Origin of the sequence: Pseudomonas sp. S31, from assembly GCF_016648105.1 — a bacterium.
Taxonomy (GTDB): domain Bacteria; phylum Pseudomonadota; class Gammaproteobacteria; order Pseudomonadales; family Pseudomonadaceae; genus Aquipseudomonas.
In genome coordinates this window covers 1-15,918 of sequence record NZ_JACVVE010000044.1, presented here as the reverse complement: position 1 = coordinate 15,918, position 15,918 = coordinate 1, and the positions used below count along the sequence as shown (strand labels likewise).

General features: G+C 62.8%; 14 protein-coding genes and 1 pseudogene. 10 read left to right on the top strand and 5 right to left on the bottom strand.

The window, feature by feature from the left end; all coding sequences use genetic code 11:
• Nucleotide 1 precedes the first annotated feature (1 nt).
• Together IAE37_RS24170 and IAE37_RS24165 are read left to right on the top strand one after the other, a co-directional pair.
• Nucleotides 2-757, top strand: a complete 756-nt coding sequence (locus IAE37_RS24170; protein WP_201177685.1) for a spermidine synthase — start codon at nucleotides 2-4, stop codon at nucleotides 755-757.
• A 381-nt stretch (nucleotides 758-1,138) separates the two neighbouring features.
• A pseudogene (locus IAE37_RS24165) lies at nucleotides 1,139-2,846 on the top strand (DEAD/DEAH box helicase).
• A gap of 149 nt (nucleotides 2,847-2,995) precedes the next feature.
• On the opposite strand, the gene IAE37_RS24160 reads toward IAE37_RS24165, so the two are convergent.
• Nucleotides 2,996-3,748, bottom strand: a complete 753-nt coding sequence (locus IAE37_RS24160) for a DODA-type extradiol aromatic ring-opening family dioxygenase (RefSeq protein ID WP_201177681.1) — start codon at nucleotides 3,746-3,748, stop codon at nucleotides 2,996-2,998.
• A gap of 103 nt (nucleotides 3,749-3,851) precedes the next feature.
• On the opposite strand from IAE37_RS24160, the gene IAE37_RS24155 reads away from it, so the two are divergent.
• Nucleotides 3,852-4,502 carry a thiopurine S-methyltransferase gene (locus tag IAE37_RS24155; protein ID WP_201177679.1) on the top strand — a complete coding sequence of 217 codons (651 nt, stop codon included), beginning with the start codon at nucleotides 3,852-3,854 and terminating at the stop codon, nucleotides 4,500-4,502.
• Nucleotides 4,503-4,647: 145 nt separating this feature from the next.
• Here the strand turns inward: IAE37_RS24155 and htpX are convergent, their stop codons facing one another.
• Together htpX and IAE37_RS24145 are read right to left on the bottom strand one after the other, a co-directional pair.
• Complete coding sequence (gene htpX / locus IAE37_RS24150; protein ID WP_201177677.1) at nucleotides 4,648-5,535, bottom strand: protease HtpX; 888 nt, start codon at nucleotides 5,533-5,535, stop codon at nucleotides 4,648-4,650.
• Nucleotides 5,536-5,751: 216 nt separating this feature from the next.
• A complete protein-coding gene (locus IAE37_RS24145; protein WP_136913535.1) occupies nucleotides 5,752-6,963 on the bottom strand; it encodes a pyridoxal phosphate-dependent aminotransferase in 1,212 nt (403 codons plus the stop codon).
• Nucleotides 6,964-7,131: 168 nt separating this feature from the next.
• On the opposite strand from IAE37_RS24145, the gene msrB reads away from it, so the two are divergent.
• Both msrB and IAE37_RS24135 read left to right on the top strand, forming a co-directional pair.
• On the top strand, nucleotides 7,132-7,533 hold the full coding sequence (gene msrB, locus IAE37_RS24140) for a peptide-methionine (R)-S-oxide reductase MsrB (protein ID WP_201177674.1): 402 nt from the start codon (nucleotides 7,132-7,134) through the stop codon (nucleotides 7,531-7,533).
• Nucleotides 7,534-7,535: 2 nt separating this feature from the next.
• Nucleotides 7,536-8,024 (top strand): glutathione peroxidase, encoded by a 489-nt coding sequence (locus IAE37_RS24135; protein WP_201177672.1) that lies wholly within the window; start codon nucleotides 7,536-7,538, stop codon nucleotides 8,022-8,024.
• On the opposite strand, the gene IAE37_RS24130 is transcribed toward IAE37_RS24135, so the two are convergent.
• Entirely contained in the window at nucleotides 8,014-10,371 is a 2,358-nt protein-coding gene (locus tag IAE37_RS24130) for a hybrid sensor histidine kinase/response regulator (RefSeq protein ID WP_201177670.1), read from the bottom strand. The two genes, IAE37_RS24135 and IAE37_RS24130, sit on opposite strands and share 11 nt — an antisense overlap.
• 183 nt (nucleotides 10,372-10,554) lie before the next feature.
• On the opposite strand from IAE37_RS24130, the gene IAE37_RS24125 reads away from it, so the two are divergent.
• The 5 genes from IAE37_RS24125 (at nucleotide 10,555) to IAE37_RS24105 (ending at nucleotide 14,653) form a co-directional block, all read left to right on the top strand.
• The gene (locus tag IAE37_RS24125) at nucleotides 10,555-11,442 is read left to right on the top strand and encodes an ATP-binding protein (protein ID WP_201177668.1); all 888 of its coding nucleotides are present in this window, start codon (nucleotides 10,555-10,557) and stop codon (nucleotides 11,440-11,442) included.
• Entirely contained in the window at nucleotides 11,443-11,934 is a 492-nt protein-coding gene (locus tag IAE37_RS24120) for a GAF domain-containing protein (RefSeq protein ID WP_201177666.1), read from the top strand. It abuts the gene before it with no gap.
• Between the two features lie 174 nt (nucleotides 11,935-12,108).
• Nucleotides 12,109-12,588 carry a hypothetical protein gene (locus IAE37_RS24115; RefSeq protein WP_201177664.1) on the top strand — a complete coding sequence of 160 codons (480 nt, stop codon included), beginning with the start codon at nucleotides 12,109-12,111 and terminating at the stop codon, nucleotides 12,586-12,588.
• 275 nt (nucleotides 12,589-12,863) lie between these two features.
• The gene (locus IAE37_RS24110) at nucleotides 12,864-13,949 is read left to right on the top strand and encodes a hypothetical protein (protein WP_201177662.1); all 1,086 of its coding nucleotides are present in this window, start codon (nucleotides 12,864-12,866) and stop codon (nucleotides 13,947-13,949) included.
• Nucleotides 13,925-14,653, top strand: coding sequence for a hypothetical protein (locus tag IAE37_RS24105; RefSeq protein WP_201177660.1), 729 nt, complete (start codon nucleotides 13,925-13,927; stop codon nucleotides 14,651-14,653). Before IAE37_RS24110 ends, IAE37_RS24105 begins: the two co-directional genes overlap by 25 nt.
• 103 nt (nucleotides 14,654-14,756) lie before the next feature.
• On the opposite strand, the gene IAE37_RS24100 is transcribed toward IAE37_RS24105, so the two are convergent.
• Nucleotides 14,757-15,524: a hypothetical protein gene (locus IAE37_RS24100; protein WP_201177658.1), complete on the bottom strand. Its 768-nt coding sequence runs from the start codon at nucleotides 15,522-15,524 to the stop codon at nucleotides 14,757-14,759.
• Between the last annotated feature and the right edge of the window lie 394 nt (nucleotides 15,525-15,918).

The following is a 15,918-nucleotide window of genomic DNA, read 5'->3' as shown; positions in this document are numbered from 1 at the left end:
CATGGCGACGGAGCGGGAAGAGCGGCTGTTGGCCCGGGTCGAGGATGCCTTCGGTGTCATCAGCGTGTACGAGGTGGAGGACTATCGCTTTCTCGAGTTTGGCGAGGCCATCGAGCAGAGCTGCGTGTTCACCGCCGATCCCAGCTGGCTGGAGTACGACTACACCCGCGCGATGCTGGTTGGCGCGTTGTGCCATGAGCAGCCGGAGAGCGCGCTGTTCCTGGGCCTGGGCGCCGGCACGCTGACCCAGGCGTGCATGAAGTTCCTGCCGCTCGAGGACATCGAGGCCATCGAGCTGCGCCCGGACGTGCCACGCCTGGCCATGGAATACCTGGGCCTGGACGACGATCCCCGATTGTACGTGCGCATTGGCGATGCCCTGGAGCTGTTGCCCACGGCCGAGAAGACCGACCTGCTGTTCGTCGACTTGTATACCGACCACGGGCCGGGTGTCGGGCACTTGGCCTGGGGTTTCCTGGACAACTGCCAGAAGCAGCTCAACCCTGGTGGCTGGCTGGTGATCAACCAGTGGGCCGGTGACGATGGCCGGCCGCTGGGTGCGGCGTTGCTGCGCGGGTTGTATCACCGGCATTACTGGGAACTGCCGGTGAAGGAGGGCAACGTCATCCTGCTGGTGCCGGCGGAGCTGGAGCAGGAGTTGGACCTGGACGGTCTACGGGCGCGGGCCGAGGCATTGGCGCCGCGGTTGGGGTATAACCTTGAAGGTTTGATCCGCGAGATTCGCCCGGCGACCTGAAGCAGCACCGCGTCGCCTGGTTCGCGGGTAAACCCGCTCCTACAGGGGCGGTGATCGTGTAGGAGCGGGTTTACCCGCGAACCAGGCGACACCGGCTCACTTGAAAGAATCGATTCAGCGCCTAGGAACCGGTGGCCTGATGATGGCCTTCAAGCGCAAAAAATTTCCTCACTGTCTCCTAGCAATTCAGGTATAGTACGCGCCGGTCTTTTAGCGGACCTCAAAATCAGGTGGTGCAAATCCTCCGAGTCCAGCTTCGGCTGCACGTCCGCTAGGCGGACCTTCCCAAGTTTTTCTTTTTCAATCGTTTTCGCAAATCCCCGCCGACAAAGCTGCCTGGGTGACCGTTCCGGTCTTTCAAGGCATGTGCAGCTTTGCAGCATGGGTCTTTGCGGATGCACTTAGAGGCAGACCCATGACCCAGGAAACCGGCGGCTTCGCCGCTCTCGATCTTAATCCGAACATTGTTGCTGCCGTTCTGGCTACCGGCTATGAAGAGCCGTCGGCCATTCAGCAACAATCGATCCCGATCATCCTCGCCGGTCACGACATGATCGGCCAGGCGCAGACAGGTACCGGCAAGACCGCTGCCTTCGCTCTGCCGATCCTCAACAAGATCGATGTGAGCAAGCGCGAACCGCAAGCCCTGATCCTGGCGCCAACCCGTGAGTTGGCGCTGCAAGTAGCCACCGCTTTCGAAACCTACGCCAAGCAGATGCCAGGCGTTAACGTGGTGGCCGTGTACGGTGGTGCTCCGATGGGCCCACAACTGCGTGCCATCCGCAACGGCGCGCAAATCGTCGTGGCCACCCCGGGCCGTCTCTGCGACCACCTGCGTCGCGACGAGAAAGTCCTGTCCACCGTGCAGTACCTGGTACTGGACGAAGCCGACGAAATGCTCAAGCTGGGCTTCATGGACGACCTCGAAGTGATCTTCGATGCCATCCCGGCTTCGCGCCAGACCGTGCTGTTCTCCGCCACCCTGCCGTCGTCGATCCGCTCGATCGCCGAACGTCACCTGCGCGAGCCCAAGCACGTCAAGATCCAGAGCAAGACCCAGACCGTCACCGCGATCGACCAGGCCCACCTGATGGTCCATGCCGACCAGAAGATCCCGGCTGTGCTGCGTCTGCTGGAAGTCGAGGAATTCGACGCGCTGATCGCCTTCGTGCGTACCAAGCAAGCCACCCTGGACCTGGCGGCCGCGCTGGAAGCCAAGGGCTACAAGGCTGCCGCGCTGAACGGCGACATCGCCCAGAACCAGCGTGAGCGCGTCATCGACTCGCTCAAGGATGGCCGCCTGGACATCGTCGTCGCCACCGACGTCGCCGCCCGTGGCCTGGACGTACCGCGCATCACCCACGTGTTCAACGTCGACATGCCGTACGATCCGGAGTCCTACGTGCACCGTATCGGCCGTACCGGCCGTGCCGGTCGCGAAGGCCGTGCGCTGCTGCTGGTCACCCCGCGCGAGCGCCGCATGCTGCAGGTGATCGAGCGTGTAACCGGGCAGAAGGTCGCCGAAGCGCGCCTGCCGAATGCCCAGGCCGTGCTGGACGCCCGCATCAAGAAGCTGACCGCGAGCCTGGCGCCGCTGGTGGCTGAAGCCGAGGCCACCCATGGCGAGCTGTTCGACCGCCTGACCGCCGACCTCGGCTGCAGCGCCCGCGCCCTGGCTTCGGCCCTGCTGCGCAAGGCCACCAACGGCCAGGCCCTGGACCTGCCGTCGGTCGAGCGTGAGCAGCCGCTGGTGCCGAGCTTCGCCCCACGTGGCGAGCGTACCGAGCGTGGCGAGCGCAGCGACCGTGGCGGTGACCGCGAGCGCCGTGCGCCGATGCCGCTGGCCGAAGGCCGCGTGCGTTGCCGTACCGCCCTGGGTGCCCGTGACGGCATCGCCGCCAAGAACCTGCTGGGCGCGATCCTCAACGAGGGTGGCCTGGCGCGTGACGCCATCGGCCGTATCCAGGTGCGTGACAGCTTCAGCCTGATCGAGCTGCCGGAAGATGGCCTGGAGCGTCTGCTGACCAAGCTCAAGGACACCCGCGTGGCTGGCAAGCAGCTGAAGCTGCGTCGCTACCGCGAGGATTGATCCTCTGCAGCAATGAAAAATCCCCGGCCTAGGTCGGGGATTTTTTTGCCTGTAGCGGCCTCTTCGCGGGTAAAACCCGCTCCTACAGGGGCGCGTCGCCTGTGTAGGAGCGGGTTTATCGGGGCGCCGAACCGCCGCGAAGAGGCCCTTCAGTCGAACCGGTAAATGTCCATCCCCAACGCCCCCAGGGTGAACCCCTGGTGCACGATCCCGAACCTGCCCCCAGCTCCCAAGGCAAAGAACAGCGGCAGCAGATGCTCATCACTGGGATGGTTGCGCGCCGCAAACGGCGCCTGCTTGCGGTAATCCAGCAACGCCGCCTGGTCATCTGCCTCCAGCCGCTCCACCACCCAATCCCGAAACGCCAGCGCCCACGGCTCGATCACATCCGGCCCGGCATGCCAGTCCAGCTCGCCCAGGTTGTGGGTAATGCTGCCTGAACCGATCAACAGAACACCCTCGTTACGCAACTCCGCGAGCGCCTGGCCTACCCGGACCTGCAAGGCTGGGCCTAGGCGACTGGGCAGCGACACCTGGATGACCGGTATATCCGCCTCGGGGTACATCAATGAAAGCGGCACCCAGGCGCCGTGGTCGAAGGGTCGTTGCGGGTCCAGACGGGCCTGCAGCAATTCGCTGACCCGTCTGGCCAAGGCAGGCTCGCCCGGCGCCGGGTACTGCACTGCGTACAGTGCAGGCGGAAAACCATAAAAGTCATGCCAGGTTTCTGGCTGCGCGGCGCCGGTCACCAGCAGTTCCTGGCTTTCCCAGTGCGCCGACACCACCACGATCGCCTTGGGCCGTGGCAGGGCGTTGGCCAGCCCGGCCAGTGCCGGCCCGCTGGCACCAGGTTGCAGGGCGAGCATGGGCGAACCATGGGAAATGAACAGGCTGGGGAGCATGGTGGCGGTCCTGAAGGTTTAAGATGTGATCATCTTCGGTCAGGTATCGATCGAAATCCAAATCAAGTTTTGCCCTTAATCCATCTAAAAATCGGGAGTGATCATGGATCCAGCGTTTTGGCAAAAGCGGTGGGCCGATAACCAGATCGGTTTCCATCGGGAAGACGTCAACCCATTCCTCATCGCGCACTGGCACAAGCTTGCCGTGCCTGCGGGTGCCCGCGTGCTGGTGCCGCTGTGTGGCAAGAGCGTGGACATGGCCTGGCTGGCAGGGCAGGGGCATCGGGTGTTGGGCGTGGAGCTTTCGCGGCGGGCGGTGGAAGATTTCTTCCGCGAGCAGGGGCTGCAGGCAAAGATCTTGCAGCACGGTGCATTCGAGGTCTGGCACGGTGGTCAGATCGAGGTCTGGTGTGGCGATTTCTTTGCCTTGCAGGCGCAGGATGTCGGGGATTGCACCGGGCTGTATGACCGCGCGGCGTTGATCGCCTTGCCGGCAGCGATGCGGGAGCGCTACAAGGCACATTTGCGCACGGTGCTACCTGCCGGTTGCCAGGGCTTGTTGCTGACCATGGACTACGATCAACAGTTGCTCGATGGGCCGCCGTTTGCCGTGGTCGATGGCGAAGTGCGCAGCGGCTATGCACGGGGCGAGGTGCAGGTGCTGGATGAGCGTGAAGTGATCGAGGAAAGCCCGAAATTCCTTCAGGCTGGGGTGCCTAGCGTGGTGGAGCGGGTGTACCGGGTCGGGTTCTGAGCAAGTCTGTGCCGGCCTCTTCGCGGGTAAACCCGCTCCTACACAGGACTGCATCGCCCTGTAGGAGCGGGTTTACCCGCGAAAAGGCCGGCACAGGCCTATAAAAAAGGGCGACCGAAGTCGCCCTTTCTGCACCTGTACTGCATCAACCGCGACGGCGCAGCGCCTCGATCCGGTCTTCCAGCGGCGGGTGGCTCATCAGTAGGCCGGCCAGGCCATGCTTGAGGCCGCCGTTGATGCCGAAGGCCTTGAGGGTGTCGGGCATGTGCACCGGCAGGCCTTGCTCCACCCGCAGGCGCTGCAGCGCGCCGATCATCGCGGCGGTGCCGGCCAGTTGCGCGCCGGCTTCGTCGGCACGGTACTCGCGGCGGCGCGAGAACCACATGACGATCATGCTGGCGAGGATGCCCAGTACCAGCTCGGCGACGATGGTCGCCACGTAGTAGGCGATACCCTGGCCTTCTTCGTTCTTGAAGATCACCTTGTCGACGAAGTTGCCGATGATGCGCGCGAAGAACATCACGAAGGTGTTCACCACGCCCTGCACCAGCGCCAGGGTGACCATGTCGCCGTTGGCCACGTGGCCGATCTCGTGGGCCAGCACCGCACGCACTTCATCGGGCGAGAAGCGCTCGAGCAGGCCCTGGGACACCGCCACCAACGCGTCGTTGCGGTTCCAGCCGGTGGCGAAGGCGTTGGCCTCGTAAGCCGGGAAGATACCCACCTCGGGCATGCGGATGCCGGCTTCGCGCGACAGCTCCTCGACGGTTTGCAGCAGCCACTGTTCGTGGCGGGTGCGTGGCTGGGTGATGATCTGGGTGCCGGTGGTCATCTTCGCCATCCACTTGGAGATGAACAGCGAGACGAGCGAACCGGCGAAGCCGAACACGGCGCAGAAGATCAGCAGGCGGCCGAGGTCGAGGTCGACTCCGTTGGCGGCCATGAACCCGTTGAAGCCGAACAGGCTCAGGGTAATGCTTGCAACCAGCACCACCGCGAGGTTGGTGGCTACAAACAATAGAATGCGCATCATGGTTGTGACGTTCTCCTGACGGAAGGGTTTGTTGCTTACTGCGGGGTATATAAGGGGCCGGTCGCGTGGTTTCAATCCACGGACTATTTCAAACTGTGTACGGCGGAGTATGGCAGAGGATAGGGCGCGGGCTGTGAGGTAGAGCGTTGCAGGATGTAAGAAATGTCCTGCGAGATTGCAGGGGGCCGCTTTGCGGCCCATTCGCGGGGCAAGCAATTACTGCGAATAAGTCCGCAGGAAATTCCCGATCCTTCCGATCGCCGCTTCCAGGTCATCCACCCGCGGCAAGGTCACCACGCGGAAGTGGTCTGGCCACGGCCAGTTGAACGCGGTGCCCTGGACGATCAGCAGCTTCTCGGACAGCAGCAGGTCGAGGGCGAACTTCTCGTCGTTGAGGATCGGGCAGACCTTCGGGTCGATCCGCGGGAAGGCATACAGCGCGCCCATCGGCTTCACGCAGCTCACGCCCGGGATGTCGTTGAGCAGCTCGTAGGTGCGGTTGCGCTGCTCGAGCAGGCGGCCGGGCGGCAGCACCAGGTCGTTGATGCTCTGGTAGCCGCCCAGGGCGGTCTGGATGGCATGCTGGGCCGGCACGTTGGCGCACAGGCGCATGTTGGCCAGCATGTCGATGCCTTCGATGTAGCTCTGGGCGTGGTGCTTGGGCCCGGAGATGATCAGCCAGCCGGAACGGAAGCCCGCCACCCGATACGACTTGGACAGGCCGTTGAAGGTCAGGCACAACAGGTCGGGAGCCAGCGAGGCGGTGCTGATGTGCACGGCTTCGTCGTAGAGGATCTTGTCGTAGATCTCGTCGGAGAACACCACCAGGTTGTGCTGGCGCGCCAGCTCCAGCATGCCCAGCAGCAGTTCCTTGGAGTACACCGCGCCGGTCGGGTTGTTCGGGTTGATGATCACCAGGGCCTTGGTGTTCGGGGTGATCTTGGCCTTGATGTCCTCGAGGTCGGGGAACCAGTCGGCCTGCTCGTCGCACAGGTAGTGCACCGGCTTGCCGCCGGCCAGGCTCACGGCTGCGGTCCACAGCGGGTAGTCCGGCGCCGGGATCAGCACTTCGTCACCGTTGTTGAGCAGCGCCTGCATCGACATGACGATCAGCTCGGAGACGCCGTTGCCGAGGTAGATGTCCTCGATGGTGACGCCGGCGATTTCCTTCTGCTGGCAGTAATGCATCACCGCCTTGCGCGCGCTGAACAGGCCCTTGGAGTCGCTGTAGCCCTGGGCGGTGGGCAGGTTGCGGATCACATCCTGGAGGATTTCGTCCGGCGCCTCGAAGCCAAATGGTGCCGGGTTGCCGATGTTCAGCTTGAGGATGCGATGGCCTTCCTCTTCCAGGCGTTTGGCGTGCTTGAGCACCGGGCCGCGAATGTCGTAGCAGACATTGGCGAGCTTGTTCGATTTGCTGAACTGCATGATGTGATCCCGATTGAGAATACGCGGTGCGCCGCCGTCGAAAGGTTTGAAAGGGCGGGGCGCGGGTGCCAGACTTGGAGCCTTGCACACGAAGCCACCTAATATACGTGCCGCCCGCGCCAGGGAAAAGACGGCGCGAGGTGAAATTCAGCCTGCCGAGGTACCCACATGCAAAAGATCGAAAAAACCCTGGAAGAATGGCGCGAGATGCTCGACCCGGCGCAGTACCAGGTCTGCCGCCTCAAGGGCACCGAGCGGCCGTTCACCGGCAAGTACAACAGCGAGAAGCGCGACGGCACCTACACCTGCATCTGCTGTGGCCTGGCGCTGTTCGACAGCGCCACCAAGTTCGATTCCGGCTGCGGCTGGCCGAGTTTCTACGCGCCGATCGAGCAGAGCGCGATGATCGAGATCCGCGACACCTCCCACGGCATGATCCGCACCGAGGTCACCTGCGCCCAGTGCGACGCCCACCTGGGCCATGTGTTCCCCGACGGGCCGCCCCCCACCGGCCTGCGCTATTGCATCAACTCGGTGTGTCTGGACTTCACCCCGCGAGCCGGGGCCTGAGCATGGCCACGTCGCTGCAGGACATCGCCTGCGTGACCCTGGCGGGCGAGCACAAGAAGCTCGGCGACTTCGCCGGCAAGGCGCTGCTGGTGGTCAACACCGCCAGCCAGTGCGGCTTCACCCCACAGTACAAGGGGCTTGAGCAGCTATGGCAGCAATACCGCGAGCGCGGCTTGGTGGTGCTGGGCTTCCCCTGTAACCAGTTCGGCAAGCAGGAGCCGGGCGAGGCGCGCGAGATCGCGCAGTTCTGCGAGCGCAATTTCGGCGTGAGCTTCCCGCTGTTTCGCAAGGTCGAGGTCAACGGGCCCGCTGCGCACCCGCTGTTCGTCGCGCTCAAGCAGCGTGCGCCGGGCGTGTTCGGCACGCAGAAGATCAAGTGGAACTTCACCAAGTTCCTGGTCGACCCGGCCAGCGGCCAGGTCAAGCGCTATGCACCGAGCACCAAGCCCCAGGCCCTGGAAGCCGACATCGAGCGCCTGCTCAGCCGTTGAGCGGCACCCAGTGGTCGATCAGCGCCAGTAGCTCTTCTCGGCGAAACGGCTTGGCCAGGTAGTCGTCCATGCCCGCGGCGCGGCAGCGCTCGCGCTCCTCGGGCATGGCGTTGGCGGTGAGCGCGACGATCGGCAGGTCTGGCCAGCGCCCGCTCTGGCGGATCTGTCGGCTGGCCTCGTAGCCGTCCATCACCGGCATGTTGCAGTCCATCAGCACCATGTCGAAGGTGTCCTGCTCCAGCAGCGCCAGCGCTTCGGCGCCCTGTGTCGCCAACTGCACCTGGCAGCCGAGCTTGGCCAGCATGCCCTTGGCCACCAACTGGTTGACCGGGTTGTCCTCCACCAGCAGCACCCGCGCCCGCCCCGGCAGTGCCTCGCCGCTGGGGTTGGCCAGCGGGTGCTCGGGATCGAAGCCTTGCAAGGTGCGGCGCAGGGTCTGGTACAAGGCGTTGCGCGCCAGCGGCCGCGCCAGTTGGTGCAGCGGCGCCAGCGGCAGGGTCTGCTCGGCCGGCAGGAAGTTGCCGTAGGCGGTTACCAGCAGGATTGGCGCGGTCAGCGCCGGGCGCAGTTCGAACAGGTGGTCGAGGTCATCGGTGATCAGCAGGTCGATGGCCTGGCCAGGCAACTCGGCCGGGCTGTCGAAACGCTGGTAGGACAGGCCCCAGCGCGGCAGCAGGGCGTGCAGCAGTTCGTGCAGGCCACTGCCGACCGCACTCAGGTTCGCCACCCGACCTTGCAGTGCGGCGGGGGCGATGGCCGGGGTGTGCGGCAACAGTGGCAGCTCGGCGCAGAAGCGGCTGCCGAAGCCAGGTTCCGACTGGATATGCAGGTGGCCGTGCATGGCCTTGCACAGGTTGCGGGTCAGGGCCAGGCCCAGGCCGGTGCCGCCATACTGGCGGGTGATGCCGGCACCGGCCTGGGTGAACGGCTGGAAGATCCGCGCCTGGGCGTCCTCAGGGATGCCGATGCCGGTGTCGCACACCTCCAGGCGCACCCCGCCGACGATTGGCGCCAGGCGCACATCGACACGGCCGAAACGGGTGAACTTGAGGGCGTTGGACACCAGGTTGCTGACGATCTGGCGCACCCGCGTGGGATCGCCGAGCACGCTGCTGGGGAAATGCTCGGCCACCAGGCAGGTCAGCTCGACGCTTTGCGCGGCGTTTTGCGACAGCAGGTTGGCGGTGTCCTCGACCATGGCGCCCATGTCGAACGGGATGCGTTCGAGCTCCAGCTGCCCGGCATCGAACTTGGACAGGTCGAGGATATCGTTGAGCAACTCCACCAGCACCTTGCCCGAGTCGTGGGCGATCGACAGTTGCTGGCGCTGCTCGCTGGCCAGCGGGCTGTCCAGGGCGAGGGCGATCATGCCGAGCATGCCGTTGAGCGGCGTGCGGATCTCGTGGCTCATGTTGGCCAGGAACGCCGACCGCGCCTGGGCCATGTCGAGGGCGCGCTGGCGGGCGTCGTCGAGTTCCTGGTTGGACTGGCTCAGGCGGCTGTTGCTGGCCTTGAGTTCGTTGGTGCGTGCCGAGACGATGTCTTCGAGCTCGTTGAGGTACTGGGTCAGGCGGTTCTCTGCGGTGCGCCGCTGCTGGATCTCGGTGGCCATGCTGACGAACTGCTGGTTGGCGACCTGGACCAGCACGCCGATCTCGTCATGCTCGTGGCCCGGTGGGCACTCCACGCGGTTCTGCCGGGGCTGGCGCGGGTCGCCGCTGCTGAGGGCGCCGATCACCTTGACCAGAGGCTTGGTCAGCATGATGTAGAACAGCGCCAGGAGGATGCCGGTGAGCACCAGGCTGCGGGCGAAGCCGTTGAGCAGGGTGACCCCGGCGCGATCGAGGAAGCGGCTGCCGAAGGCATAGGTATCGACGTCCAGGTACAGGGTACCCAGATAGTCCTCGGGCATGTGGGCGAAATACAGGCGTTCGCTGAACTGGCGCTGCTCGCCGAACAGGAAGTCGCTCAGCGGTCGGTAGCGGTCTTCGAGGGGCGGGCGCTCGACGTCGGCCAGCACGGTTTCGTTGTTGTCGATCAGCCGGGCGTGGATGATCGCTGGCGATTGCAGCAGGCCGCGGGTGAGTTCCAGGGCCAGTTCCGAGTCGATGTTGTAGGCGATGCGGGCGGCCGGGTTCTGGCTGATTTGCAGCAATGCCTGCACTTCACGGTTGATGGACGCGTCTTCGCTGGCATAATCGATGCCGATCTGGATGAGACTGAGCAATGTTCCCAGGATGAAGCCGACCAGGACTGTCAACCGGGCTTGCTTGTATGACAGGCGATTGGTGAACTTGATATCCATGAGTCCCGAGCCGGTTTCACGTCCCTTGCGCTGCGCAAGCATAGCCGATCAACCCCGGCTGCTGGCGGGTCTGTCGCACATTCAGCCTTGATTGCTCTATTGCCTATGCCGGCCTTTTCGCGGCTACAGCCGCTCCTACAGGGATTGTGCAGTTCCTGTAGGAGCGGCTTTAGCCGCGAAAAGGCCGGCACAGGCAGCCCCACATCCGAATTTGTAGGAGTCGTCATGGACGCTCGCTTGAATGCTTTCCTGGAACGCGCCGAATCCGTATTGGCACGTCTCGAACCCCTGTTGCCGGCACCGCGCCCGGACATCGACTGGGCTACCACCCTGGCCGCGCGCTGGCAGCGCGATGGCCGCAGCGGCTATCTGCTGCCGCTCGAGGTCAGCCTGGACATCCGCCTGTCCGACCTGATCGGCGTCGATAAACAAGTCGAGCAGCTGGGCCGCAACACCCACCAGTTCATCAACGGCATGCCCGCCAACCACGCCCTGCTGTGGGGCTCGCGCGGCACCGGCAAATCCTCGCTGGTGCGTGCGCTGCTGGCCGAGCATGCTGGCGCCGGGCTGCGCCTGATCGAAATCGAGCGCGACCACCTGGCCGACCTGCCGCGCGTCGTCGAACAACTGCAAAAGCTGCCGCAGCGCTTCATCCTGTTCTGCGACGACCTGTCGTTCGAAGCCGGGGAGGGCGACTACCGGGTCCTCAAGAGCGTGCTCGACGGCTCGCTGGAGCAGGCGCCGGACAACGTGCTGCTGTACGCCACTTCCAACCGCCGCCACCTGGTGCCGGAGAAGGAGAGCGACAACGAGAACTGGAAACGGGTCGATGGCGAACTGCATCCCAGCGAAGCGGTGGAAGACAAGATCGCCTTGTCCGACCGCTTCGGCCTGTGGCTGTCGTTCTACCCGTTCACCCAAGAGCATTTCCTCAATGTGGTCGAGCACTGGATCGGCCAGCTGGCGCGCCCTGCGGGCCTGAGCTGGGAACGAACCGAAGCGCTCGACATCCTCGCCGTGCGCTGGGCAACCGGGCGCGGCAACCGTAATGGCCGTTGTGCCTATCAGTTCGCCCGCTACTGGGTCGGGCTGCAATTGCTGGAGCAAAAGTAAATGATCGACCTCAATGCCAGTGGCGAAGGCCTCGGTGGCTACGCGCTGCTGGCGGCGCAAGTCCAGGCGCTGTTCGCCGACGAGCGCGACTTCATCGCCAACGCCGCGCAGTTCTCGGCGTTTCTCTATAGCCAGGTCGACGACCTGAACTGGGCGGGGTTCTACCTCAACCGCAACGAGGAGCTGGTGCTTGGCCCGTTCCAGGGCCAGGTGGCCTGCGTGCGCATCGCTTTCGGCAAGGGTGTGTGCGGCGCTGCGGCCGCCAGCCGGCAGACCCAGCGGGTGGAGGATGTGCATGCGTTTCCGGGGCATATCGCCTGTGACAGCGCGTCGAACAGCGAGCTGGTGATTCCGCTGGTGAAGGAGGGCAGGCTGATTGGCGTGCTCGACCTCGACAGCCCGAAGCTTGCGCGTTTCAGTGAGGCGGATCAGCTGGGGCTGGAGCGGTTGGCGGCGATCTTTCTGGAGTTGACTGACTGCCCACCATTCTGAACCGATGACAGATCCTTTCTGCTCGAAATGACGGGCCCTGCGGGGCCTGTTGTTTTACCTACCTAGCATTTTTGTCAGTTTGCAAAGTTTCCCCTTGAGTGTCCAATGGCGGCAACTGGTGGGCTACAACATTGCAGCCCTCCGAGACTCGCTACTCGACCCGAGGGGGCCATCGTGAACATGCTGAAAACTGCCGATAGCTGGCCAACGCATGTCAATTACAAAGAACCCGATGTACCCGCGATCGTGCGTGACGAGAACGATGCAGAGAACCCTCAGGGGATCCTGACGAGAGCGGCCCTTGACGACGACTTGGAAGTCATCGTGCCGGAGAGGGACTTTTCACAGAACCCCGCGTACTCCCACACGCTGGAGTTGGGCTGGCGCCCGGAGGGTGCAGATTTCCTCGCTGTCGCCCGCCAGGAGTTCTGGCCACCGATCGACCCCGTAGATAAACGCCTCACGGTCCCACACGAGGTGTTCCCTGATGAGTTGTACGGCGTCATCACCGACGACTACCTCACCCAACATGGCGAAGTACCTGCGCAGGTGCTGAGCTACCTGGGCATGCGCGGGCTCGACAAGGCGGTTTTCTATTGGTCTGAGCATAATCCGCTACCTGACGACCATCCGGCCCTGGGCGAGCGTATATAGGGCTTCGAGGTCACGGTACTGCACTACGACCAGCATATCGAACCGATGGTTAAGGAAGCATCCGCCATCATTAGCTACCAATTGTTTAAGTTGGCGGGAGGTTACGGTAAGTCGTCACGGGCTTTGTTCTATATCGACCGAACATTGACGGGTGGCGAAGTCTGTAAGCCGTAATTCATATGAACCCTGAGAAAAAGTGCAGCGAGACCCGCTGCGCAGGGCATCGTGCGGCCTGAATTCAGGCCGGAAAGTTAATTGGATATGAGGAAATCATCATGGCTGAAAATAAACTCCTGACCCCAGCGCTTCCGGATCTGATCATTGAAGAAGCCACGGAAGAGGGGGGGATCGATCTCGACCTTGTCACGCAAGGAGCAACGGTGTTCATCGCCGCCAGTGCCAATTTGCAAGCGCAGGACCAGGTGCGTATCGCAGTGATGGGCGCGTACTCGGACAGTAAGACGCACAGCGTGATACAACCGGGCGAACAGCGGTTCAAGATTGACTACTCCGTCATCAAGGCCAATGAAAATGGCAGCATTGGGGTAACCTATTTCGTGCAGCCAGGCGGCAACCCGCCTGAGCAGTCCACTGGTACTGTCGAATACGATGTGCGAGCTACTGTCGGGAAAGGACTGCTGCAGGTTTTGGGGGCCCGGCATACGCGTAGCGCCCAGCGAGCTGCATATGCCTCTCGATATCTACGGGCTTACCAGGCTGATACGGGCCAACCGATCATGGCTGAATGGCGATACTGCGGGTCCCCTGAATGGAGCAGTGCGGGAGAATGGCTAGACAGTCAGCCGCATCTGCCTCTGCAAGTACGCGCCGAGCATGATCTGGTCACATTGAATCCAGCGAATATCATCGGCAATGGTATATATATGAGTTCACCGACCGGAATTGGAGCTTTTGTTGCATTGCGCAACGATGGGCGCGTAGTGGGCTGGGGCGACGCAGGCAATGGCGGGCTTATTCCAACCGTGATCAGAACGCTCGATGACGTGGTCGAGGTGAGCTGTACATCCGGTGCCTACGCAGCGCGTCGGGCGGATGGAAGCATTGTGGTGTGGGGAGTTCCCACTGAAGGTGGAGACCTGGGCGAGGTTTCGCCAGAAGGGTTCCGCGAGGTCATCGGCAATGCGCAAGCCTTTGCCGGTATCAAGGAAACAGGTGCTGTGGTTGCGGGGGGGCGAGCGGCGTTGGCGCAACCGTGCCTGAACCGATTGCTGCGCTTACCGACATTGTGCGGGTTGTCGCTGCGAGCAACGCATTCGCTGCACTGCGCAATGGGAAGCAGGTGGTGGCATGGGGGGCGAGAACGTTCGGTGGCACTGTGCCGGAAGAGATCCTGGCATTAACTGATATCGAAGATGTGATGGGAAATTCTGCTGCATTCGCTGCCAGGCGTACTAACGGCACACTGGTGGCCTGGGGGGAAGGGGACAGCGGCGGTAATGCTGATCCGGTGGCCCCCTATACCGATATCGTCCGACTATGTTGCTCCAACCTTGAGGCCTTTGTCGCGCAAAGAGTAACCGGGCATTTGGTGGCCTGGGGCGCGAATACCGCGGGAGGCACCCTGCCTGCGGAAATCGAGGTGCTTTCCGACGTCATCGACGTGGTTTCCACATCGAGTGCTTTTGCGGCAGTACGCCGTAACGGCAGCGTGGTGGCCTGGGGCGCGGAACGCTCTGGAGGTACACCACCTGCTGAAATTTCTGAACTGGTCAACGTGGCGCAAGTAGTCGGGTCCTCTCATGCTTTCGCCGTGCTCTGCCAGGACGGTACGGTAAAAGCCTGGGGCGACACTACGGTCGGTGGTGATACTACCCCGGTAGCCAGTGAGTTGGTGGACATCCAGGCGCTTTACGCCAATACCCATGGTTTTGTCGCGTTGCGGCGGGATGGCCGGGTGATCAGCTGGGGAGACCAAGCGGGTGGGGGTGATAACTCTGCGGTGCGCGATCAGATCGATACGTATGTCACTTATCGGGCTACAAGCGCAAGCCGTGGCCGTGCGTTGCTGGGTCGGCAGCGGCAGAGCGTGATCGCTGCAAATTGACTCAACGTAACCACACGCCTCGGTACCTCGAGTCGGAGGCGTGTGGTTGCGGCTTGTTCTCGTGCCTGCGTTGCTTCTTGTTTCGAGGGGCAGTGGCGGTGGATCAATCGTAGATCACCCGCTTCTTCCAAGTCTCGTCTTCATCGGTCTTGAGCCCATCGGTCAGTTCGTTGTGCTCGTCCTGTGCTGGTTCCATCTTGTCCAGCACCTGGGCATTGGCCCGGGCCAGCAGCTTTTCCAGGTATTTCAGCTGTTCTTCGTACTGTTTGGGCTCCGGCTGCTTGCGCAGGTATTGCACGCCGCGCTCGAACGCCAGTCGCGCCTGCCCCGGCTGCTCCTGCTGGAGGGCTTGTTGGCCGAGGTTGTTGAAGAACTCGATGTGCAGCAGTACCAGGATATGGCGGATTTCCTTGACCCAATACTTGGCCTCCTGGGTATTGAGGAAACCTTCCTGGTTGGCCCGCACGATCTGGTTGTGCAGCGCCTCCAGCAAGAAGCGCACATCCTTGGCTTTGACCTCGGTCTGGATCGGGCTCGGCGGGTTGTTGACCGGAATCTGCTCGCCCTTGGCGATCAGCCCCTCCAGCTCGGCGATGCGTGCCTTGATCTCGGCGCTGTTCTTGTCGAGGTTCAACTGGCGCTGGTTGAGGTTCAGTTCCAGGCGGGTCAGCAGCAGCTTCAGCGCCGGGGTCATGAACTGGCCGGGGAACGTCTCGGTGATTTCGCCACAGCGGCGCAGGCGGTCGGACAGCTCGACCTTCAACCGCGCGCGCTCGAGCTTGCCGTTCTCGACCACGTTGTTGAGGTAGCCGATCACGATCAGCAATGCGATGCCCGCCACGATGAGCAGTGTGATCAGAAGTGGTGTCACCGTTAATGCCTCATGAATAGGTTATTGCATGAATTGTAGGAGCGAGCTTGCTCGCGAGAGGCCCTCGCAGGCAAATCTCTTTCTATATCGGCCAGCTGGCATATAACTACAATCCCGCTACATGCTGGCGCATTAATGCCGCGATACCGTCAGAAAATCAACGCCAATCCTCGGGCGCCCCTCTCAGCTACCCGCCGCGACACCCGAAGTCATTGATTTAAATAAATTTCTACAAAAGGGTTGACGGCCCTGCAAGGCATCCATAGAATGCGCGCCACTTGCAGCGTAAAGCACACAGCGAAACGCGGCAGGGAGTGAAAGCAGGCAGTAATGCCAGCAGCGTGTCCCCTTCGTCTAGTGGCCTAGGACACCGCCCTTTCACGGCGGTAACAGG